Origin of the sequence: Paenibacillus sp. RC73 (assembly GCF_044908085.1) — a bacterium.
In the GTDB taxonomy this organism is placed as follows: Bacteria; Bacillota; Bacilli; order Paenibacillales; family Paenibacillaceae; genus Paenibacillus; species Paenibacillus terrae_A.
Map to the genome: position 1 here is coordinate 321,504 of NZ_JBIYCV010000003.1, position 22,181 is coordinate 343,684.

At 41.7% G+C, this 22,181-nt stretch carries 20 protein-coding genes; 17 read left to right on the plus strand and 3 right to left on the minus strand.

The annotated features are described in order from the left end of the window. Positions 1–51 precede the first annotated feature (51 nt). Positions 52–609 (plus strand): glycerol-3-phosphate responsive antiterminator, encoded by a 558-nt coding sequence (locus ABH897_RS08310; protein WP_283653728.1) that lies wholly within the window; start codon positions 52–54, stop codon positions 607–609. 307 nt (positions 610–916) lie between these two features. Here ABH897_RS08310 and ABH897_RS08315 read toward each other — a convergent pair whose 3' ends face one another. After that, entirely contained in the window at positions 917–1,663 is a 747-nt protein-coding gene (locus ABH897_RS08315) for an SDR family oxidoreductase (RefSeq protein WP_404519330.1), read from the minus strand. A 212-nt stretch (positions 1,664–1,875) separates the two neighbouring features. Here ABH897_RS08315 and ABH897_RS08320 point away from each other — a divergent pair, with 212 nt between their 5' ends. Together ABH897_RS08320 and ABH897_RS08325 are read left to right on the plus strand one after the other, a co-directional pair. Beyond that, on the plus strand, positions 1,876–2,712 hold the full coding sequence (locus tag ABH897_RS08320; protein ID WP_404519331.1) for a helix-turn-helix transcriptional regulator: 837 nt from the start codon (positions 1,876–1,878) through the stop codon (positions 2,710–2,712). A gap of 315 nt (positions 2,713–3,027) precedes the next feature. Then, the gene (locus tag ABH897_RS08325) at positions 3,028–4,695 is read left to right on the plus strand and encodes a glycerol-3-phosphate dehydrogenase/oxidase (RefSeq protein WP_404591603.1); all 1,668 of its coding nucleotides are present in this window, start codon (positions 3,028–3,030) and stop codon (positions 4,693–4,695) included. A gap of 250 nt (positions 4,696–4,945) precedes the next feature. On the opposite strand, the gene ABH897_RS08330 is transcribed toward ABH897_RS08325, so the two are convergent. After that, complete coding sequence (locus ABH897_RS08330) at positions 4,946–5,290, minus strand: winged helix-turn-helix transcriptional regulator (RefSeq protein ID WP_404519332.1); 345 nt, start codon at positions 5,288–5,290, stop codon at positions 4,946–4,948. Positions 5,291–5,538: 248 nt separating this feature from the next. Here ABH897_RS08330 and ABH897_RS08335 point away from each other — a divergent pair, with 248 nt between their 5' ends. From ABH897_RS08335 to ABH897_RS08375, 9 genes are all read left to right on the plus strand, one after another. Beyond that, positions 5,539–6,129 (plus strand): ABC transporter permease, encoded by a 591-nt coding sequence (locus tag ABH897_RS08335; RefSeq protein ID WP_404529624.1) that lies wholly within the window; start codon positions 5,539–5,541, stop codon positions 6,127–6,129. A gap of 9 nt (positions 6,130–6,138) precedes the next feature. Continuing rightward, the gene (locus ABH897_RS08340) at positions 6,139–7,050 is read left to right on the plus strand and encodes a glycine betaine ABC transporter substrate-binding protein (RefSeq protein WP_404519334.1); all 912 of its coding nucleotides are present in this window, start codon (positions 6,139–6,141) and stop codon (positions 7,048–7,050) included. Positions 7,051–7,069: 19 nt separating this feature from the next. Next, the gene (locus ABH897_RS08345) at positions 7,070–7,840 is read left to right on the plus strand and encodes an ABC transporter ATP-binding protein (RefSeq protein WP_404519335.1); all 771 of its coding nucleotides are present in this window, start codon (positions 7,070–7,072) and stop codon (positions 7,838–7,840) included. Further along, complete coding sequence (locus tag ABH897_RS08350; protein ID WP_404519336.1) at positions 7,837–8,445, plus strand: ABC transporter permease; 609 nt, start codon at positions 7,837–7,839, stop codon at positions 8,443–8,445. Before ABH897_RS08345 ends, ABH897_RS08350 begins: the two co-directional genes overlap by 4 nt. A gap of 44 nt (positions 8,446–8,489) precedes the next feature. Continuing rightward, positions 8,490–9,455 (plus strand): zinc-binding alcohol dehydrogenase family protein, encoded by a 966-nt coding sequence (locus ABH897_RS08355; RefSeq protein WP_404591605.1) that lies wholly within the window; start codon positions 8,490–8,492, stop codon positions 9,453–9,455. 126 nt (positions 9,456–9,581) lie between these two features. Next, positions 9,582–10,418 carry an SPL family radical SAM protein gene (locus ABH897_RS08360; RefSeq protein ID WP_404591606.1) on the plus strand — a complete coding sequence of 279 codons (837 nt, stop codon included), beginning with the start codon at positions 9,582–9,584 and terminating at the stop codon, positions 10,416–10,418. Between the two features lie 31 nt (positions 10,419–10,449). Further along, entirely contained in the window at positions 10,450–10,869 is a 420-nt protein-coding gene (locus ABH897_RS08365) for an ester cyclase (RefSeq protein ID WP_404519340.1), read from the plus strand. Between the two features lie 560 nt (positions 10,870–11,429). Further along, positions 11,430–11,846 (plus strand): MarR family winged helix-turn-helix transcriptional regulator, encoded by a 417-nt coding sequence (locus tag ABH897_RS08370; protein WP_404519341.1) that lies wholly within the window; start codon positions 11,430–11,432, stop codon positions 11,844–11,846. 63 nt (positions 11,847–11,909) lie between these two features. After that, the gene (locus tag ABH897_RS08375; protein ID WP_404519342.1) at positions 11,910–12,938 is read left to right on the plus strand and encodes an LLM class flavin-dependent oxidoreductase; all 1,029 of its coding nucleotides are present in this window, start codon (positions 11,910–11,912) and stop codon (positions 12,936–12,938) included. Positions 12,939–13,494: 556 nt separating this feature from the next. On the opposite strand, the gene ABH897_RS08380 is transcribed toward ABH897_RS08375, so the two are convergent. Continuing rightward, a complete protein-coding gene (locus ABH897_RS08380; protein ID WP_404519343.1) occupies positions 13,495–14,307 on the minus strand; it encodes a PaaX family transcriptional regulator in 813 nt (270 codons plus the stop codon). A gap of 430 nt (positions 14,308–14,737) precedes the next feature. On the opposite strand from ABH897_RS08380, the gene ABH897_RS08385 reads away from it, so the two are divergent. From ABH897_RS08385 to ABH897_RS08405, 5 genes are all read left to right on the plus strand, one after another. Beyond that, positions 14,738–15,388, plus strand: a complete 651-nt coding sequence (locus ABH897_RS08385) for a YbhB/YbcL family Raf kinase inhibitor-like protein (RefSeq protein ID WP_404519344.1) — start codon at positions 14,738–14,740, stop codon at positions 15,386–15,388. A gap of 879 nt (positions 15,389–16,267) precedes the next feature. Then, a complete protein-coding gene (locus ABH897_RS08390) occupies positions 16,268–18,157 on the plus strand; it encodes a BglG family transcription antiterminator (protein WP_404519345.1) in 1,890 nt (629 codons plus the stop codon). A 104-nt stretch (positions 18,158–18,261) separates the two neighbouring features. Beyond that, on the plus strand, positions 18,262–19,110 hold the full coding sequence (locus ABH897_RS08395; RefSeq protein ID WP_404519346.1) for an MBL fold metallo-hydrolase: 849 nt from the start codon (positions 18,262–18,264) through the stop codon (positions 19,108–19,110). 13 nt (positions 19,111–19,123) lie between these two features. After that, positions 19,124–20,488 carry a PTS transporter subunit EIIC gene (locus ABH897_RS08400; protein ID WP_404591608.1) on the plus strand — a complete coding sequence of 455 codons (1,365 nt, stop codon included), beginning with the start codon at positions 19,124–19,126 and terminating at the stop codon, positions 20,486–20,488. 96 nt (positions 20,489–20,584) lie between these two features. Beyond that, positions 20,585–22,039: a glycoside hydrolase family 1 protein gene (locus tag ABH897_RS08405; RefSeq protein ID WP_404591610.1), complete on the plus strand. Its 1,455-nt coding sequence runs from the start codon at positions 20,585–20,587 to the stop codon at positions 22,037–22,039. Positions 22,040–22,181: the final 142 nt, after the last annotated feature.

Consider the following 22,181-nt stretch of genomic DNA (forward strand, 5'->3'; position numbering starts at 1 on the left):
TAATATAAAATTTGAAAGAGTTGACCGACAATCAGCATAAGGAGGATATCCATGCCATTTCAGGGACAACGCATTTTGCCTGCGGCTAAGCATATTAAACAGCTGGAGGATATTTTGGACAGCTCCTATGAGTATGCGGTTTTTCTGGATACGCACGTAGCACAGCTACGCAGCCTGTACCAGTTGGCGCGGAGCCACAACAAGCGGATGCTTCTTCATGCCGATCTGGTGCAGGGCCTAAAGAATGATGAATATGCCACTGAATATTTGTGTCAGGAGATTAAGCCGTTCGGTATTATTTCGACCCGATCCGGTGTGATTGCGACCGCCAAAAAGAAAGGTATTCTCGCTGTACAACGGGTATTCATGCTAGATACGATTGCGCTGGAAAAAAGCTACGCACTGGTGGAAAAAACGCGACCCGATTACATCGAGGTACTGCCCGGCGTTGTTCCGCCCATGATTACAGAGGTCAGTGAACGCACGGGTATTCCCATCTTGGCAGGAGGACTGATTCGTACCCCTGAGGATGTGGAAGCAGCGCTCGCTGCTGGAGCTACAGCAGTTACAACATCCAATAAACAGCTTTTTGAGCATTATAGGCAATAGAATAGAAATTTGTAGTCCTATCACGAGAATTCAATCAGCAGAACTCTGACTCTTCAGGATTTAGATCAAGGACTTAAGCAGTTCCCTATATAAAGAAGCTATTTGGTGGGAGGCCACCTAGGAACATGATCATGCTCTGGTGACCTCGTACAGTCTTTTCATTGCTGAATGGTAATGGGTTAAAGCATGCTGACATTAAGAGTACCCTTGTTGTTGGAGGCAACTCCATGATTGAGTCTGTAGTGACTCGATGTGAAATTCATTGGAGCGTAAAGTAAAGGCATATTACGCTTCTTGTACAATTAAATCACACCAGTGTAGAACCGCCATCCACGACAATGGTCTGTCCGGTGGAATATTTTCCACGCATTAAATAAAGATAAGCCTCAGCCACGTCTTCGGGTTCTCCCGCTCGGCCAGCCGGGAGGTCTTTTCCGGCAGTTTCATACATCGCGTTTAGGTCTTCCTCAGGAATACTGTCCCACATCTCAGTACGTATTAGCCCTAAACTAACGGTGTTGACACGAAGCGGACTGAGTTCGACAGCCAGCGCCCTGGCTAGAGATTCAACAGCACTACATACGCTGGCTGCGACCGTCAAACTCTTCTGAGGTCGGACTCCGGCAATGCCAGAAGTTAAAATGATGGAACCGTTCTGTCTGATGTTGTCACTTCCGTATTTTGCGGCCATAAACGCTCCCCAGTACCGCAGGTTAAAGGATCGCCGTGCAGTCTCCACATCAATTGAGCTGAGATTTTTGATTAGTAATGAATCGCCTGCCGAGAAAACCAAGTGGTCTAATTCACCAATTTGGCTAAAAAATGTTCGAACCTGCTCCTCGCTAGATAGATCAACCACATGTCCTTCCGAACCTTGGGGGAGGCGCAAGATCGCATTGTGAACCTTCTCTTTTCGACTGGATACTACGACTACGGACGCTCCCTCCCGTGCAGCGGCTTCTGCTGTCGCAAATCCAACTCCAGAAGTTCCTCCGAAGAGAATAATGCGTTGGCCTCTCAAAGTACTGCTACGATCGTTCTGTTGTGGTTTCACTATAAATCCCCTCTTCTTCGATTATTTGTTATGGAACGGAAGTACAACCTATTCAGCCTTGACTGCCGATTCCTCCTACACTGTAGGCGACAAATCGATTATAATCAGTTTTGTAAATGCCCAAATAGGTCTGTATTTGTAGTACTGTTCTGAATGCTAATCGTACGGATACTGTTATAAATTCTATCAGGATATAGAGGTGTATCATTGTTATGAATTCTGAAAGAAGACGAAGAGAACTAGCTGATTTTCTTCGGACCCGCCGCACACGTCTATCCCCGCATGATGTGGGATTTCGGGTTGAGACCTCACGTCGTCGTACGCCTGGTCTGAGGCGAGAAGAAGTGGCAAGTCTATCAGGCATTTCCTTACCATGGTACACCGCACTGGAGCAGGGGCGGGATATTCAAGTGTCGGAACAAGTACTGGAGAGTTTGGTGCGAACACTTCGACTCAGTAACGACGAACGCAACCATCTATTCGTATTGGCTAACCATTCTGTACTTCCAAACGTAACAGAAGATGAATCCATTTCTCCAGCCCTTCAACAGGTTCTCGACAAGCTGGGAACATACCCTGCCTATGTCTTAGACAGGCGATGGAACCTTTTTGCTTGGAACAAAATGACAAGTATATTGTGTGGAGACTTTAACCAAATAGCAGAAATTGAAAGAAATATTCTTTGGCGCATCTTTATGATGAAGGATAACAAAGCTCGCATAGTTAATTGGGAAAACGTCGCCACCATGCTGTTGGCCCATTTCAGAAGCCGATACGCCTTGCACATGAATGATTCGTGGTATCAGGATTTAGTTAACATGTTAAGTGACAGGAGCGAGGAGTTTAGAGAGTGGTGGGGACGACATGATGTTTCCAGAAACTCGGAAGGGGAAAAAGTGATACATCATCCTCAAGCAGGACTATTGACATTTCGTTACAATACTTTTACAGTCTCTGAAAGCGGTGAGTTCGTGATGGGGATATATACGCCAGTCGAAAACACAGGAACTAATGAGCTGTTAGAAGATTTATTGCAGGGATCTCTCTGAGGACGATAGAAAGTCAGATCATTTCGCCCCCTCGAAACGATTCAGTTTCCTCACGCAGACTCATGAATTTGCAGGATTTTACTCTAGAATAAATGGTCCATATTTGGACAGTGACGTGCGCTAATAAAATACAAGCAGGCAGATTTCCCTTTTCACGGAGTACGGTGTGTGCTAGGATATAGTTAAGTTAATACCCGTCAGGAGACTTGGAGAGACCATGAACCGCTCGGCATGTGCCGTAGCGATGTTCGTGGTCTTTTTTTGTATTTTTGATGATAGGGTCGGTGGATGATTATAAAGCTGGAGGGATAGATGATGGGAGAACAGGGATTTGCTGCGCAGAAGAGAACGGCTGTTTTGGAGCATATGGGGCGTGAGCATTTTGATATTTTAATTATTGGCGGCGGCATTACAGGGGCAGGGATTGCGCTGGACGCCGCTGACCGCGGCTTGAAGACAGCTCTGGTCGAGATGCAGGATTTTGCAGCAGGCACATCCAGCCGATCCACGAAGCTGGTGCATGGCGGCCTTCGATATTTGAAGCAGTTTGAGGTTAAAATGGTAGCCGAGGTCGGGAAGGAGCGAGCAATTGTATTTGAAAATGGCCCGCATGTGACCACGCCGGAGCGTATGCTGCTTCCGTTTCATAAGGGAGGCACGTTTAACGCATTTACCACTTCTGTCGGATTGCTGGTATATGATTTTCTCGCCGGGGTTAAGCATAGTGAACGCCGTCGAATGCTGGATATTCGGGCTACACTGGAGCGGGAGCCTTTGTTGAAGCGGGAAGGACTGAAGGGAAGCGGCAGCTATGTGGAGTACCGTACGGACGATGCTCGCCTGACGATTGAGGTCATGAAGGAGGCTGTGGCACGAGGAGCTTTGGCTGTAAACTACGCCAAGGCCGACAAGCTGCTGTATGATAGCGGACGAATCAGCGGCGCGAGCGTAACGGATCGGGTAACGGGGCAGTCTCATGAAATCCGGGCTTCGCTGGTTGTTAACGCCGCCGGACCGTGGGTGGATACGCTGCGGGAGATGGATCGGTCCAAAGAAGGCAAGGTGCTTCGTCTGACTAAAGGAGTCCATTTGGTGTTCGATGCCAAGCGATTTCCGCTCAGACAGGCCGTTTATTTTGATACACCGGATGGACGGATGGTGTTTGCCATTCCCCGTGACGGGAAAACGTACGCGGGTACAACCGACACGGTATATACAGGGGATACAGCCCATCCCCGAATGACCGCTGAAGATCGGACATATGTGCTTCAAGCGATTAACGGCATGTTCCCTGATGTGAAGCTGACCGTCAAGGATGTAGAATCGAGCTGGGCAGGTGTGCGGCCACTCATTTATGAGGATGGCAAAAGCCCTTCGGAAATTTCGCGTAAGGATGAAATTTGGGAATCCCGTTCGGGCCTGGTCACGATTGCGGGCGGCAAGCTGACAGGCTACCGGAAAATGTCCGAACTGGTTGTAGACCGCGCGGTACGGGAGCTGGGGCGTTTGCATGGGCAGACCTTCCGGGCATGCCGCACCAGACACATCCCGATCTCGGGTGGCAGCGTAGGCGGCTCCGCCGGCTGGGACGCCTTCGTGAGCAGGCAAGCGATAGCGGGAGCTACGCTCGGATTGCCGCCAGAAACCGCCAGAGCATGGGCCACCCGCTACGGCTCCAATGCGGAGCGACTGTTTGCCATAGCGGCACGCAGCATGAAGGAGGCCAGCGAGACGGAAGCTGCGCTGCCCGTGGAAGTACGTGTCCCGCTCCTGTATGCCATGGAGCAGGAAATGACGGTGACACCGTCTGATTTTTTCATACGCCGCACCGGGGCGTTGTTCTTTCAGATTGACGGGGTGAAGCGCTGGAAGCAGCCTGTCATTGCGCTGATGTCTGAGCAGGCAGGCTGGAGCGCCACGCAAGAGCACCAATATAAGGAAGAGATGGATATTTATTTGCATGAAGCCGTGACGCCTTTTTGACGTCAGCATATCAGTGCAAAAATGGCATAACCTAAAGCATAGCCCGACCATCCAACCTGAATTTTGGTCGGGATATGAAACAAACTTCTCCGCAATTCATCTCCTTTTTGTTGAGGTATAGAGTTCGAACTTTTGCGTTTTTTGCTACAATTCAATTGTGATGGAAAATACGCATTAGAGCTAATGGAGCTGCCAAATTATGATTCATAGAAACTTGACAGCGGATAAGAACATAAATGAACTGTCAATACTAAGAACCACTTTCTGCATCTGCAGTGTGCTTTGCATTTTTTTGATAATTTACCCCCCATACTTCCATGACACTGATAATGGGGCGTAACGAATTACCTAATTCACTTAGCTGATATTCTACTCTGGGTGGAACCTCAGCGAAAACCTCGCGAGTAATAATACCATCTTCCTCCATAGCACGCAGGTTTTGCGTTAATACTTTTTGACTAATATCAGGTATTCCTTTACGAAGCTCTCCAAAGCGCTTGGCACCTGTAAGTAGTATCTGTAAAATAAGTAATTTCCATTTGTTTCCGATTAAACCGACGGTGGTTGCAACTGGGCATAGCGGTACTTCTTTCATTCATATCCCTCCATTAGTTACTAAAAGGTTCCTATACAATAAAAAGGTGCCTACTTTCAAAAACACTCTATTGCTTTTATTATAATGTAACGCAATCAATTACAAATGTATATGGAAAGCAAGCAAAGCTCGATTATTGACCTAATGATCGTTATGCGTGACAAAAGTGGGGGGTTCATTTGGCAAGTAGCGATGTTTGGTTACAGATTTCAGAATACTTTTCAAACAGTCTATATGACTATTTGACTTTGGCGAAAGAACATATCGTCATTAGCTTTGTTGCGTTACTGTTCTCTGCATTTATTGGAATTACTTGCGGATACCTTTGTGTAAAACATAAGCAATACGAAAAATGGATCGTATCTTTTTTTCAGATCCTACGTGTTGTTCCTAGTCTGGCTGTCCTTCTGTTATTGATCCCCATTATGGGAACTGGAGTTAAACCGGCATTAATCGCACTTGTTTTACTAGCGATTCCGCCGATTCTGATGAACACGGTAGCAGGACTAGAAGAAGTTCCTTCTTTTATGCTGGAGGCAGCTTATGGAGTTGGCATGTCGGATCGGCAAGTGTTGTGGAAAGTTAAGTTTCCTTTAGCTGCCCCGCTGATTCTGACCGGCATCAAGACTGCAACGATTGAAATCATTGCGAGCGCGACCTTGGCTGCCAAAATCGGCGCAGGAGGACTTGGAGGTATTATTTTCACAGGCTTAGGTCTTAAACGGGTAGACTTGCTTCTAGTTGGCGGTATATCGGTTGCAGTTCTTTCGATTTCGGCTGTACTTTCGATTGATGTGGCTGATCGCTTTATGTTCAAGTATAAACTCGTAAGAAAGTAGGATGAAATCATGAAGATGAGAATAAAAAGGAAGCTATTTGCTGTAGCCGTAACCACGCTGGTATTGGCGCTAACGTTGGCAGCGTGTGGAGGGAAGAGTTCCAATACAGGCAGTGGGACAACGATTCGTGTCGGGGCTAAAGATTTCACAGAGAATCTTATCGTTGGCGAATTGTATGCTTTGGCTTTGGAAGATGCGGGATACGAAGTGGAACGAGTTCCTAACATAGCAGGTTCGGTCATCCATACATCACTCGTGAACGACGAAATTGATTTGTATCCTGAATACACGGGGACAGGCTTGCTTTCCGTCTTAAAAATGGATCTCATCACCGATCCTGAAAAAGTTTATAAGACCGTGAAGGAAGAATATGAAAAACAATTTCAAGTTACCTGGCTTGATTACTCCCAAGCCAACGATGGCGCGGGCCTTGTCATCCGGACTGAGGTTTCCCAAAAGCTTGGTATTAAGACAATTTCGGATTTGCAGAAACATGCAACAGAAATTCGATTTGCATCCCAAGGTGAAGTCGATCAACGCGAAGACGGTATTCCTGCATTAGAGAAAGTGTATGGAGAATTAAAATGGAAATCATCGAAGGTGTACGACAACAGCTTGAAGTATGAGGTGCTTAAAAATAATGAAGCGGATGTTGCACCAGCCTATACAACGGAAGGCCAATTAGTTAATACGAATGAGTTCACTTTGTTAAAAGATGATAAGCATGTGTGGCCGCCTTACAATTTGGCCCCCGTCATTCGTGACAATGTATTAAATGCTAATCCTAAGATTGCAGAGGTTCTCAATAAGGTAAGTGCTACACTAGATACAGCAACCGTTACTGCATTGAATGCTAAAGTTGACGTAGACAAAGAGGAGTATGAAGACGTCGCAAAAGAGTTTTATGAAACTATTAAATAATGGCTACTTGGAGGGGAACATGTCTCTTACAGCGATCGAGTTCAACAATGTATGTAAAAGATACTCGCAATCTGGGGATTATGTTGTCGATCATGTGAATTTGTCCATTCGAGAAGGGGAGTTCATCACGATTTTGGGTTCTTCCGGTTCGGGAAAAACCACATTGCTCAAAATGATCAATCGTCTAAATGAACCCAATGAAGGGACGATAAAACTGTTTGGAGAAGACGTTGCAACGGTTGACCCTGTGAAGGTTAGAAGACGAATGGGTTATGTCATTCAACAGGTTGGGTTGTTTCCACACATGACAATCGCTCAGAATATTGCAACTGTACCTAAGCTTTTAAAATGGCCCCAGCCTAAAATCAATGCGAGGGTTGACGAGTTGTTACTTCTTGTTGGGTTAGAGCCTCAGGAATTTAAAAATCGTTATCCTTCACAATTATCGGGTGGGCAACAACAACGAATCGGGTTGGCTCGTGCCTTGGCAACAGATCCCAAAATCATGCTGCTTGATGAGCCCTTCGGAGCCATTGATGCCATCAACCGATTGTATTTACAGGATGAGCTTTTACGTATTCATGGCGGGTTAAAGAAAACATTTCTTTTCGTCACCCATGATATCAACGAAGCATTTAAACTCGGAACCAGAGTCATCATTATGAACAAGGGCAGAGTTTGTCAGTTCGATACGCCGCGAAATATTGTGAAAAACCCTGCAGATGAATTTGTTGCGTCACTTATCCATTCCTCAAGAGAGCAAGAGCGTTTCTGGGAGGGATTAGATTGATCGAGTATGCCATCAATCACCCGGATAAATTATGGAAGCCATTGCTGGAGCATTTGGAGATGTTAGTGGTTGTTATGATCATTTCGATCTTACTGGCAGCAATCTTAACGATCGCAGCCATGTCTTCGAAAATCGTTTCCCAAATATTGATTTATTTGTTCTCACTGGTCTATTCGATTCCGAGCCTGGCGATCTTCGCTATTTTGATTCCAGTTATGGGATTAGGAAAAGTGACAGCCATCTCAGTTTTGATTGTATATAACCAATATGTATTGCTGCGTAACTTTATCGCAGGACTAAATGATATTGATCCCTCTATTCTTGAAGCAGCAACCGGGATTGGAATGAGCCATATGCAGGTATTGTTTCAGATCAGGTTGCCGTTATCTATAAAAGCACTCTTTACCGGAATACGGCTTGCAGTTGTATCTACGATCGGGATGGCCACGATCGCAGCATTCATTAATGCAGGCGGATTAGGCAGTCTTTTGTACGATGGACTTCGTACGATGAATGTTTACAAAATATTGTGGGGAAGCTTGTTGTCAGCCGGATTGGCAATCGCAGCCAATGCGTTATTGATTCAAATTCAGAAGAAGATATAGAGGTTCAGGTTATCCGACCGACTACTGAGAGGAGAGCTTCATCAATGAGAGCAGTTATTCTTGATAAACCGTGTGGACCTCAGGATTTGGTTGTGCGTGAAGTACCAATTCCCGATGTGAAGCCAGGCTGGGTACGCGTCAAAATCAAAGCGTTTGGCATTAACCGATCAGAAATGTTTACAAGACAAGGTCATTCTCCATCCGTTAAGCTCCCACGAATTATTGGCATTGAATGTGTGGGTGAAATTGAAGACCCATCCGATAGTACTTTTAAGAAAGGGCAGCGTGTGGTGTCGTTGATGGGAGGGCTGGGACGTGAATTTGATGGCAGTTATGCAGAATATGCGCTTATCCCCTGGACCCAAGTATACCCAATTCATCATGAGATGGACTGGGCAGAATTTGCGGCGATCCCGGAAATGTTTTATACGGCATATGCCTCGTTATTTGATTGTCTCAGGCTGATCGAAGGAGAAACGCTGCTGATCCGTGGAGGAACCAGCTCTGTAGGGCTTGCTGCGTTGCAGCTTGCGAAGAGTGCCGGTGCGACTGTTATATCGACAACCAGAGATAGGAACAAATTGGATGATGTTAAGCAGGCTGGTGCGGACTATGTGTTACTTGATGATGAACGTTTAACCGAACAATTATTGGCTATCGCGCCAAAAGGCGTAAATAAAGTTTTAGAGTTAGTAGGAACTGTTACGCTGAAGCAATCGCTATCACTTGTTTCTGAGTACGGCATCTTATGCATGTCGGGGATTTTAGGCAGTCAATGGCAAATCAATAACTTTGAACCATTGGTAGATATTCCGACAGGTGTTTATTTTACTGCTTTTACAAGTGAATTTGTCAAGGAAAACCTGCTTATAGATCTGTTTAACTACATCAAGAAGAATAAGATTAAACCACCGATTGCCAAAGTTTTTACGCTGGATCAGATCCATGAGGCTCACCTTCTGATGGAGAGTAATAGTGCGAACGGAAAGATTGTTGTCGTTAATCCGTAATTATAGAGTGTAATCCCTATCAATAGAAGATCTAAAGGGGATTTTTAATGTCTTCAGCGATGAGGATTACAAGGAATACCTCAATGTCTTTCAATCCTGATAAAGAGAGGCGGGATGTTGATATAAATGGCAATTGAAATCAAAGAAACTCTCTCCAGGAAAATTCTAAGCGAAACCAAGGGTTATTTAGATATAGGATATACCCATTCATTGAATCCGTATAGCGGCTGCGCCTTTTCTTGCAGGTACTGTTACGTAAGAGAAATGCCGATTCAAAAGTTTAAAGAGGTTCCTTGGGGAGAATGGGTGGACATCAAAACAAACGAGGCTGAAAATTACCGGGATGAAGTGATTAAACTTCGTAAAAAAAACAAACCGTTGAAGATTTTTATGTCTTCGGCAACGGATCCTTACCAACCGATAGAACGAAAGGCAACCATTACTCGAGGAATACTAGAAGAAATGATTAAGTATCCACCTGATTTTCTTCAAATCCAGACACGAAGCCCACTCATTACAAGGGATATAGATTTGTTAGTAAAATTGAAAGAAAAGTGCACAGTTCTTGTCTCCATGACGATTGAAACAGATCGAGAGGATATCAAACGGATTTTCTCTCCATATGCACCTGCGATCAAATTGAGAATAAAAGCCTTGAAAAAATTACATGATACTGGAGTATCTACCCAGGCTTCGATTTCTCCTGTATTGCCTTTTACCCCCGATTTCCCTAAATTGTTGGAAGGAATCGTGGATCGTATTTGGATCGATACGCTAACTATCGGGGATGGTTCGATGGGCAAACGTTCAGAGTGGCTGGGAATGCCATCATTGTTTGAAGCACATGGGCTATCGGAATGGTACCGAAGAGATATTCATGTCAGAGTTGAAAAGTACTTTAAGAAAAGTTTCCCTTATGAGATGATCCATGTTTCGAAGAATGGAGCTTTCCCAAATAACTAAAAACAATAGGAGTTTAGAAAGGAGTTTCACTATGTCATTAGAAACTAACAAAAACCAGATGCGTCGCTTTACGGATTTCATTAATACCGCTAGCGAGAAGCTTGCTGAAGAACTCATCGCACTGGATGCGATCTTCTATGTCCCCGGACAGGCTGAGCCTATACGGGGGTCAACTGGCTATCTCGCAATCATCGGAATGATGCGAGGTGGCTTCCCTGATATCCAATGGACGCTGGAGGAGATGGTTGCCGAAGGGGATAAGGTGGCTGTACGCTTCATCATGCGAGGCACACACCTAGGCACTTTCTTCGGTTTCCCACCGACAACAAAGACCATCCAAGTGCAGGTAATGAATTTCTACCGATTTTCCGGTGGGCAAATCGTCGAAGAATATGGCCAACCCGATATGCTTGGGTTGCTTCAACAGATCGGAGCTGTGCCGACAGCTTAATAGTATGTCGGTGGACAAGAGCATACACACTTAAGAAGTCGTCATATTGGTATTATCCCCTTTTAGTAGACAAGAGAAAAAAGACATCTGGTAAGATGGACTTAATCTTGTTGAGCGGAGGGGATTTTTCATGGCTAAAAAGGGGTAGACCTTTCGGCAGTACTCCTTGGAGTTAACAATGGAGGCAGTTCGGTTGGTAAATAGAAGAACATATGAGCAATCGTGAAGTGGCGAAACGATTGGATATTCGAAATAAATCGCTAGTACAAAGTTGGGTGACGAAATATTAAAACTACGGTGATTCTGGAACCCACCATATCAAGACGTGGACGACCTAAAACGAAGCTTGCTAGCACAAGGAGTGACGGACAAAGCAGCCAGATAAGCCGCTCCCCGATGGGATACCAGGAAACGGTTGCTGCATGAAAGTGTCTTTTTTGTTCTGTCTACTTGTATAACTATTGAACAATATTCCATTGACTCAGGTTGTCAGTTGTTTATTAAATTTATATATGATATTATTAGTGGGCTAAATAATATTTTTGAAAAGGCGTGACGTTATGATCGATGACGAAATTCGACAACTTCTAGATAAAATAGCTGCTCAAACGCGAAGAGACTATGCGAATATGTTACGTGAAATCAATTTGCATGTAGGGCAAGATAACTTGTTGTGCCTTCTATGGAAAAGCGACGGCATAACACAGTTACAGCTTTGCGAAAGTTTAAATTGTGAACCGTCAACTGTCACAAACATGTTGAAAACACTTGAAAAAAATGGTTTTGTATATCGTCAACGTGACTCCAAAGATGCAAGGATAAGCAGAGTTTATCTAACGGCCAAAGGGTCCCAATTAGAAGAGCCCGTCAAAAAAATTTGGACGAGCCAACAAGAAAAATTGCTGCAAAACATTATACCTGAGGAGCGACTCTTACTAAGAAGACTTATGAAGCAAATGGAGGATAATCTTTTGTAATTTCTCTAATTTTTTTTGGAATAATATTTGGTAGGCTAAATAATAATGAAAAGAGGTTTGAACATGACTTTAACTCATCCACTAGTTAAAATGAAATTATCTATTTTGGATATTGCTACGATTATGAATGGAAAGTCTGCTGCTGAGACACTAAAGGAATCATTGGACCGTGTACAACTAGCTGATCAATTAGGGTATACCCGTTATTGGTTTGCAGAACATCATAATGCTGAAAATCAGGTAAGTACATCTCCGGAAATAATGATTGCTTATGCAGGAGCGCATACAAAAAAAATTCGTGTAGGTGCCGGTGGGATTATGCTGCCTAATCATAGTCCGCTAAAGGTTGTAGAAAATTTCTTAACCTTAGAGGCAATGTATCCCAAAAGAATTGATCTCGGAATTGGCAGAGCGCCAGGAACAGACGGTTTGACTGCGTTGGCCTTGAGACGTTCCCGAGAAGCTATGAACTCGTATGATTTTCCGGAACAATTAAATGAAACACTAGCTTTCTTCTCGAAGGATTTTCCTTCAGACCATCCATTTAGTCGGATTAAACCGTTCCCCGGTGAAAGTAACATTCCAGAAATCTTCATGTTAGGCTCAAGCAACGGAGGTGTTCAATTTGCTATAGAAAAAGGCCTTGGATTTGTATTCGCTTCGTATTTAGCGCCGCATCTTGCTGTACCCATACTGCGTGCTTATAAAGAAAACTTTAAGCCATCCATATTCTCGTCTGAACCCAAAAGTATGATGGCCACTATTGTGATTACGGCTGAAACGGATGAAGAGGCACAATATTTGGCAGGCCCGTTAGAGTTATTTTGGGCAAAGCTCCACACAGTTGGTTTGATTTCGCCATTCCCGACATTAGAAGAGGCAAACAATCATGTTTATTCGCCGGCCGAGGAGTCGGCAAGAGAACAAAATAAGAATCGTTTTGTTATTGGCGGAATAAACAAGGTAAAGGATAAATTGAAAAATCTAGCTGAACAAGCAATGTTAGATGAGATTATGATATTAGATTACTACACTGATAAAAATGCAAGTCACAAAGCCTATCAATTACTGGCTAATGAATTTCTTCAGTAATGAATCTTGTTGGATGTTTAGACTAAAACGTGTATTCATGAAGTCGCCAAATTGGTCATAATCCTGTCAAGTAAACACCAAAAAAACACCTAATGTAGCGACCTTTGCTTGGTATTCTACCAGGAACGGTCGCTCAGTTTTTTCTGGAATCCTTCAACTCAAGTTCTTGTCCTTTAAGGATACATATATGTCGGAGGACAAGAACATAATCGCTTAGAAAGTCGTCTAAATGGCGTCTTTTTTTGATTTAAAGTACCATGTTATTGTCACAAGTTAAGGACAATAATACGGACCATTTTCGGTTTGATGAATAACTAATTTGGTTTTAGGGAGGAGGGTATGTAACAGAATGTGGAAAGTACCACCGAAGTTGACGATTTATAAACTAGAGTATTACTGGATTCAGTTTACCGTTGCGCTCTTTATGGTATAAAAAGTAAACATTTTGGCACTCGGGATTAAGCCCACATGCCGGCATGTTTAGACCCCGCCATCAGCATCATCGATCCGAAACAAAAAATGATCAATCTGTAAGAAATGGTTGTGAACATTCATTTCAGTAATTTCCTTTAAGAAAACAGTCAACGAATATATGATAATGTGAGCTTGGCTGAATAGCGTTTGCAATCTGCTTCAAGTATTGTTGCATTTCATAGTAGTACGATCTGCCAAGCCAATTTTCATTCAGCAATACTTTCGGGAGAATGGGATCTTGCAAGCTCAGATCTGCCAACATCTCCCCTAGTTCTAGGAAGCGAACAAACAGACTCAAATCATCGTCCGTAGCTTGTAGGAGTGGAGTAGTTGCTGGGATAAATTCCAAACGAAACCAATTGACTTTAGCTTTGTAGACCTCGTTCAGTTCATTTAGTGGCCATAATCGTTTGACTTCAATTTCAGTCGGCTCAGGATAAACGAATTTCCCTCTAATTATAGTGAAAAAATCAGTCATGTTGTACTGTTCAGCTAAACTGAGCACTTCTTTAGTGTAGTTCCATGGGTTGATGTAAACGCTTTTGTATAATGCAGCAAACCCAAGCTGCAGCAGCCCATTCCGAAAAGAATCCCGATTCTTGCGTTCTGTCTCAGGAACTTCAAACATGATCGTTAGCCATTCTCCATCCCAATTCTTATCAAATAAAAGCGATTTTTTGTTAATCGCCGTTATAAAGCCGAGTCCATAAGCTGTAATAGCGTATTTCGAGCGTTCTGGCGAAATGACATAACCGTCCCTTTTTAAACGTGTAAGTGCGTTTCGAACTACTTGATTGGCTACGCCTCGTGCTTGATAAATTTCGACAAGTTGTTTGACGTCGATAGCCTCTGTCGCTGAAATCAAGAACAACATTTGTTTTTCCAACGATAACAAAAATACCGCCCTCCCCAAATAAGACATAATTATAGATTGACAATACTAACGCAATTATATAACATTAAATCATACGATCGTATAAATAGTTGTTATGAAATGTGAGGAAACCAACATGTATACTAATTTTGTTTCGTACTAAAAGTCAGTCATCTATCCTCGGCGGAGGACAGTATTCGGGAATTATGGTCTGAAACGCTCAGTCATATGATCATAGCACCCAAGCAATATATATTGCAAAGTGATAATGTGGTTATGAGAACATAATTATAAATAAGTCAATTTCATAAATGATTAAGCCAACGAAATGTATACTACATATAGACAAACTAAACCATTTTGATCTATATGTACTCTTGATTAAAGCTACTGAGGGTATTATGAAATGAATTCAAATATTAATCAATTGTAAAAATAAAGGAGTTTTAAGATGAAATCATTAATGGTTATGATATGTTGTATGGTATTGTTAACAGCGTGTGGTGAAGGTGGATCAGAATATTCGGTTACTACTCAATCCCAATCAGAGGGTAGTGCTTTAAAAACAGAACTTAATAATCCGTTTGCAAGATTACCAGAAGTGGCAGAATTCCAGGTGACAAGTAATGATATTTCAGAGGGCAAACCTTTATCTACTGAGCAATTTTCAGGACTCTTTGGTGTGAAGGGTGGAAAAGATATATCCCCTGAATTAAAATGGTCAGGTGCACCAGAGGGAACAAAAAGCTATGCAGTGACAGTTTACGATCCAGATGCCCCAACAGGAGCGGGTTTTTGGCATTGGGCTGTTATGAATATTCCGAAAGAAGTGACTGAATTACCCACCGGAGCGGGTGATGAAAAAGGTAATGGTATTCCAACCGGTGCAATACAATTACCTAATGATGCCTCAGTCAAACGATTTATCGGCGCTGCACCTCCAAAAGGAGACGGGCCTCATCGGTATTATTTTGTCGTTCATGCTCTTGATGTAGAGAATATTGGCATTGATCCTAATTCAACACCAACATTTTTAGGGTTTAACATGCTGAAACATACGCTTGGTAGAGCGGTTTTACAGGTGACAGCGGAAGTAGAATAAAACACGACGTCAAGCTAACGGGAAACGATAGTTCAAATTAGAAGGATTAAAACCTTCTATTAAAAGAAAAATAGAGTTAATAGCTTAAGAGGTATCGGAGGACAAGAACTTAGTCGCATTAGAAGTCGTCTACATGACGGCTTTTTTTGTTTTAAAGAATCAAGTTCTCGTTCTAGGCTTGGGACAAGAACTTGGTTCCTTTTCCATAAAGGATAAGAACATGGTACTATTTCCGATTTGATGATTATCTAATTGCAGCTCAAGAAGCAGAAATTACCCCGAGAGTCGTTCATTTCTTTCTGGAGAGAACGAAATTGTAAGCAAAAGAGGGGGACCAAGCTTGATGGGAAGTCGCTGCTTCATACCCCCTCTTCACGGCAATTCCTGCGAAGCCCCCGGTTCACACTCGAGTGATGTCTCCCCAGTCATCGTGCAATGGCTCGGGCACTCCAGTTCTGTCCATGCAGGATTTCTAGCTTGCTGTGTTCGATTATGCTAAAGATGAGTGTAGCTCATGGTGGATTTTCCTTTGTAGAAGGTGGTGTGGTAACTTCATTCTACATGAATCTGGCCATGGGCTATTTTTTATTTATTTCCAGTGGGTGTCGCGCTTCATGTTATAATCTGTCCTAAAAAAAATAAAATGGATTCGATTGGGTGAACATAATCTTGGATATGAAGTCGTGTTATCCAGTTATCCTGCGCTCGCTGCTGACACTACAGGGCATGTAAACGACGTTGGACCAAATCCAGAGGGTAGCATATTGATGTTCACTGCTTATTGAAATAGCCTGATCAAGCAATATGAGTTATCGTTTATAATTTACAGTACAATTAAATCGTTAACGTAAATAAAAACGTGGAAAGAAGAGGATATCGATGTTCAGTAAACGCCAGAATATAATGTTATCCTATATTCTTTATCATGAAATCCCGATAAAACTTGAAATATTAGCTGAGATTTTTAATGTTTCTGTTCAAACGATAAGGGTTGAGTTAGAGAACATAGACAGTATTCTCCATGCTAGTGACGTTCAAGTGTTAATTTCTAAAGGAGGGTATTGTTTTATAGAGACTGACAAAAAGGAAAAGATTCTGAAATTACTAACAAACTTAATACTTGTTGATAAAAATAATATTGAAAACCACACTGTCTGGAACAGAATCAACACCATCATAGGTATTCTGGCCTTTGAATCGGATTATATAAGTATGGAAGCGCTATCTGAAAGATTGTATGTATCCAAGTCAACGATTAACCTGGATATCACTGAAGTGAAAAAAATTATGGATAGAATGTCTGGAATAACGTTTATTGTTTCCAATCAAAAAGGGTTGAAACTTAAAGGCAGAGAAGATGACTTCCGGTACATGTTATCTAAGCTGATCGTTCAAGGATTAAACCTGGAATCCTCTATAAAGTACTCATTTCCAAAGTCGGAATTGAAAATACAGCAGAAATATTTCAATATAAATCAAGTACTAAGAAAAATTTTGGTGGAAAATCAACATATTATTTCCGGGAAGGCATTCGGTTTGGTTTGTGCAAGTTTTTTAATCTGTAATATTCGGAACGAGCTGGGGTTTCAACTGGATCAATTTGCATTACGTTCACCCATACTTCCAATGATGAAAAAAATTGAAGCAGGGTTAGAGGAAACCGGAATACGCTTTATGACTCCGGATCTCGTTTATATGCAGAATATCATATTAGAGCAAAATCATCTTAATATTGATGATAAACGGAGTCCAGAGGATATAAAAGTCGTTTCAACCTTAACTTATATCGTCAAAGAACTTCAAATCGAGTTGAAGGACTATGACATTTTTGAGAAAAATTTTACATTTTACATTAATCAGCTAAATCAAAGAGTAAAAAATGCCCATGATTACGCTAATTTCTTTAAGCGTCAAATCAACCGCTTGTTCCCGATGACTGCCAGTATTGTGGCCTATTGTCGAGAACAGTTGAAAGAATTAAATTTTAACTATTCCGATGCAGAATTGGCATATATAACTTTGTTTTTAGGCAATTACATTGAAACGAAAAAACTGACCTTGAAGTTATTGTTCATTTCCGATGAACATACAGCATTGGTAAACTGGATCATTTCTGAAATTTATCGCATGATGGGAAAAGATGTTCATATCATAAAAACGATTCCGAGGTATGTATTTGAAGAAGACAAAGAAAAATTTCTTGAAGACATAGATGTTGTTTTAACCACGGAAAATATCAGTATTGATTTACCTCAAAGCGTCATTTTTATTCAATCCTTATTTGGAGATACAGAAAAAAATCTGTTGTCCACGCTTATAAATAATTATTTGGAACAATATAAAAAAAAGGAATTGAGGCGAGTCGAAAAAAATGCAATTGGAGAAAATCGATTCATTTCTATTCCGGACAGGTATAAGGATTTGGTTAGTTGCATTGATTATATTTTGAAAAAATCAGGGATTGGAGAGAGGTTTGATTCTGATACGCTTGTTAAACATCATCTAATTCCCAACGATTCCAAAGTAGCTTATTTATCTCTGATGACGAATCGGAAAGGGACATCTGCAATTTATATAGGAAAACTGTCCAAGAGCATACACTATAAGTCCAGGACAGTTAATACAATTATTATTTCACTGTTTCATTTCGATGATTATCTCATTGCTTATCCATTTTATAATTATATTCGTTTTTTAACAGATCCTGCTCAAAGCAGTCTAATCGGGAAGGTTAGAAATTACACAGATTTTAAGGATATGATGAACTAATAGGACTGTTCAGTTTTTTTGGAGTTTACACACGAAAAAACTGAATGGTTTTTTTTCTGCTTCTTCATTATCTTATAGACATAATTAACGGATGGAGGTAGAGCATGAATAGTACAGCTGTCAATAAGGTTTACGAACTCGGAAACGGAAATTACTGCATAAGGGAAGCAGATTCCACAAGTTGTTATTTGCTGGTCGGAAATGAGAAAGCGCTTTTATTTGATACCGCTTACGGCTACGAGAATATAAAGGGGATCATCGAATCAATAACGAATTTGCCTCTGATTGTGGTCAACAGTCATGGGGATCCGGATCACGCATTAGGTAACTGCTGGTTCAATGAAGTTTATATTCACGAACTGGATTTGGGAAAGCTGTTTCGGAATGATAATCCCGACATGAAGCAGATGGCTTTGGATTATAGATTTAAAAAAATGCCTGAATTAATGGGCCATATCGATCAGAATGCTTATTTGAAAACAACTGTAAAACATACAAACTATAAGTTTGTCAAAGAAGGGGACACATTTGACCTTGGAGACAAAGTCCTTGAAATCATTCATCTCCCTGGGCATTCTTATGGCTGTATCGCACTTCTGGATTCAGATAATAAAGATCTGTTCAGCGGAGATATGGTGACTCGTCACAATATATGGTATTTCCTCCCATCGGATGAACAAGCACCATTCAGTATGGCAGTGGATTCCTATCTCAAGTTGAAAGCAAGAATAAATGAGATTGAGAATATTTTTCCAGCACACGGGCCTTTCCCCATTGACAATTCGGTTATTGACCATCTTCTGGACTCACTAAATGATATGAAGGAAAACAGTAAGGATGATCCTTATTTTGAGTCATTTGCAGGAAAGGGGTATCAGCACCATTACAAGAACACCTTAATTATCTATTCACAGGAAAGACTAATGGAGTTCATGGCAGACAAGAAATGCTGAGAGGAGAATCGAAATGGATAAAAAAGAATTGGCACAAAAAGTAATTGTATCAGTGGGTGGACAGGAAAATATTCAATCGTTAACCCATTGCATGACAAGGCTACGTTTTGTTCTCAAAGACACTTCAATTGCTAATAAGAACAAGAGTGTTTTGGAAAACACTACCGGAGTTCTGGGTGTGGTTGATAATGGGGGTCAATTTCAGGTGATTATTGGCAACCAGGTTGAAAATGTGTACAACGAGATTCGTTTGTTGACAGATCCAAATGGCAAGATTGAGGAAGCGGAATCGGTAGCTACGGAAGAGAAAACGAATAAAAAGGTGCTGGACCGCTTTTTTGACACTCTGTCGGGTATATTTGTACCGATTATTCCCGCAATTGCGGCATCTGGAATGTTAAAGGGCTTGCTGGCATTATTGCTGGCTTTCGGATGGATTTCTGTTCAAAACAATACGTATATTATCCTGAATGTAATATCTGATGCAGCCTTTAGCTTTTTGCCAATTCTTTTGGCGTATAGTGCTGCGACAAAGTTTCGGTGTAATCCTATGATTGCAGCGACATTAGCTGCGATCTTGCTTCATCCAACCTTTGGAGGGATGGTGGCCCAGGGCAAAGTGAACTTGGATTTTATGGGAATTCCATTTACTCTGATGAGTTATGCCTCCACTGTGCTGCCGACCTTGATTGGAGTATGGCTGATGTCTTACATCGAAAAATTTATTAAATCGTGGGTGCCCAAAACTTTGGATATTATTCTTACTCCTTTGTTAACACTGATCATTATCGTTCCCGTAATTTTGATCGTTATTGGTCCTCTTGGCATTTGGGGAGGGAACATCCTTTCTATGGGCTTCAGCTTTTTATATAGTAAGTTCACATTTATTGCAGGGGCAATTTTGGGCGCGGTGTACCCATTGCTTGTGTTGACAGGAATGCACTATGGGCTGCTTCCTATCATGCTTCAAAACCTTTCTACAAACGGGTTTGATGTGATCTTGGCTCTATGTGCGGCCGGAAATACAGCGGTAGCAGGTGCGGTTTTTGGAGTATATTTCAAAGTAAAAAGAAAATCCACCAAAGCAGTGGCTTTATCCTCCACCATTAGTGGCTTAATCGGTATTATGGAGCCCGGACTCTACAGTATTGTTATTAAGTTCAAGAAAACAATTGCATCTGTCCTAATTGGAGGAGCTGCGGGTGGCTTTGTTATGGGGCTTTTTCAAGTTAAGAATACTGGTTTCGGGCTTAATCCGTTGGGTGGTCTGCCTGTCTTTTTCGGAGATACATTTGTGTACTATTTAGTTGGTATTGGGGTTGCTTTTGTGGTGAGTTTTGTAACCTCTTTCATATTAGGATATCCTGATGAGAAATAATCTGAGTATCTGCCAACAATCGCTGACAAAGTCATATTATTGAGATAGAACAGTTCAATGCGTTCAATAATCAAATCAAGGAAATGGTGAAATAAGATGAATAATGGTTTCCCAAAGGATTTTTTGTGGGGCGGAGCTTTATCCGCATGTCAGGCAGAAGGTGCTTATAATGAGGATGGAAAAACGTTAACCATTCCGGAGGTTATGCAGTTCAACCCCAAAAATGATCGTAAACTTACGATACAAACGCAGGTTACCATGGATATGATCCGAAAGGCTATAGCCGATCCGGATACCGTAAATTACCCTAAACGAAGAGGGATAAATTTTTATAGAACTTACAAAGAGGACATAGCTTTATTTGCCGAAATGGGTTTCAAAGTATTCAGGTACTCAATTTCATGGGCAAGAGTGTTCCCGAATGGGGATGATGCGATCCCTAATGAAAAAGCATTGCAATTTTATGATAACGTGATCCAGGAATGCTTAAAATACAACATGGAGCCTTTAATTACTATTTCACACTTTGATATGCCTATTGTATTAATTGAGAAATTTGGGGGGTGGTACAACCGAAAGCTGGTTGATTTATATGTGAAATACTGTAATGTTCTTTTTAATCGGTATAAAGGTAAAGTGAAATGTTGGGTTACATTTAATGAAATTAATATGAGCGTAAAAGCCGGTGCCAAAACGCTGGGGATCTTGAATGAAGGTCAGGAAAATTATGAAGAAATGCTGTTACAGGGACTTCATCACCAGTTTGTCGCTGCTGCAAAGGTCACTGGGTTAGCACATGAAATTGATCCTGAGAACAGGATTGGCAGTATGGTTGCGTATTTCACAGCATATCCCTATACGTGTAAACCGGAGGACGCTCTCCAAATGCAAAAAGATAATCAAATGAAGAACTTGTTCTTTTTAGACATACTGAACAAAGGGGAATATCCGTATTACTCCAAAACTTATTTTAGTCAACAAAATATTCGATTAATGATGGAGGATGGCGACCTGGATATTATAAAGGACAACACCGCTGATTTTGTGGGAATGTCTTATTATAATTCAATGATCTCAAGCAGTGATCCCAACCAGCTTGAATTAACTTCGGGAAATGTTCACAGTGTGTATACAAATCCATACTTGGATTCAAATGAATGGGGATGGCAAATTGATCCGGTTGGCTTACGTTATACATTAAATTTGGTCTACGACCGATATAAACTTCCTATTTTTATTCTGGAGAACAGCTCCGGCTTTATGGATCATCTGAATGAGGATGGCACGGTTCATGATCCATATCGCATTGAATTTTTACGTAAACATATTGAACAGATGAAACTGTCGGTGGAGGATGGGGTCGAGGTCATTGGGTATACAATGTGGGGACCCATTGATATGATCAGTTCCGGGACATCTGAAATGACAAAGCGATACGGATTCATCTATGTAGACCAGGATGATTATGGGAATGGAACCATGAAAAGATATAAAAAAGATTCTTTTTATTGGTATAAAAATGTGATAGAAACCAATAGCCAAGAATTATAACGATTTCTCTTGGCATAAAATTGACATTGACAACGCTTTATTTATTATGTTATCTTTCGTTATAGGATAAAGGATTGTTACTGATTCGATCAGGCGTGACCTAAATCCCCCTTTGATTAGTTTTGTATTTTTCAAATGGGGG

Excerpts from the sequence above, each read along its gene's own strand:
- ABH897_RS08310 (WP_283653728.1), top strand. The coding sequence starts at position 52 with ATGCCATTTCAGGGACAACGCATTTTGCCTGCGGCTAAGCATATTAAA.
- ABH897_RS08320 (WP_404519331.1), top strand. The coding sequence starts at position 1,876 with ATGAATTCTGAAAGAAGACGAAGAGAACTAGCTGATTTTCTTCGGACC.
- ABH897_RS08325 (WP_404591603.1), top strand. The coding sequence starts at position 3,028 with ATGGGAGAACAGGGATTTGCTGCGCAGAAGAGAACGGCTGTTTTGGAG.
- ABH897_RS08330 (WP_404519332.1), bottom strand. The coding sequence starts at position 5,290 with ATGAAAGAAGTACCGCTATGCCCAGTTGCAACCACCGTCGGTTTAATC.
- ABH897_RS08340 (WP_404519334.1), top strand. The coding sequence starts at position 6,139 with ATGAAGATGAGAATAAAAAGGAAGCTATTTGCTGTAGCCGTAACCACG.
- ABH897_RS08345 (WP_404519335.1), top strand. The coding sequence starts at position 7,070 with ATGTCTCTTACAGCGATCGAGTTCAACAATGTATGTAAAAGATACTCG.
- ABH897_RS08355 (WP_404591605.1), top strand. The coding sequence starts at position 8,490 with ATGAGAGCAGTTATTCTTGATAAACCGTGTGGACCTCAGGATTTGGTT.
- ABH897_RS08360 (WP_404591606.1), top strand. The coding sequence starts at position 9,582 with ATGGCAATTGAAATCAAAGAAACTCTCTCCAGGAAAATTCTAAGCGAA.
- ABH897_RS08365 (WP_404519340.1), top strand. The coding sequence starts at position 10,450 with ATGTCATTAGAAACTAACAAAAACCAGATGCGTCGCTTTACGGATTTC.
- ABH897_RS08370 (WP_404519341.1), top strand. The coding sequence starts at position 11,430 with ATGATCGATGACGAAATTCGACAACTTCTAGATAAAATAGCTGCTCAA.
- ABH897_RS08375 (WP_404519342.1), top strand. The coding sequence starts at position 11,910 with ATGACTTTAACTCATCCACTAGTTAAAATGAAATTATCTATTTTGGAT.
- ABH897_RS08385 (WP_404519344.1), top strand. The coding sequence starts at position 14,738 with ATGAAATCATTAATGGTTATGATATGTTGTATGGTATTGTTAACAGCG.
- ABH897_RS08390 (WP_404519345.1), top strand. The coding sequence starts at position 16,268 with ATGTTCAGTAAACGCCAGAATATAATGTTATCCTATATTCTTTATCAT.
- ABH897_RS08395 (WP_404519346.1), top strand. The coding sequence starts at position 18,262 with ATGAATAGTACAGCTGTCAATAAGGTTTACGAACTCGGAAACGGAAAT.
- ABH897_RS08400 (WP_404591608.1), top strand. The coding sequence starts at position 19,124 with ATGGATAAAAAAGAATTGGCACAAAAAGTAATTGTATCAGTGGGTGGA.
- ABH897_RS08405 (WP_404591610.1), top strand. The coding sequence starts at position 20,585 with ATGAATAATGGTTTCCCAAAGGATTTTTTGTGGGGCGGAGCTTTATCC.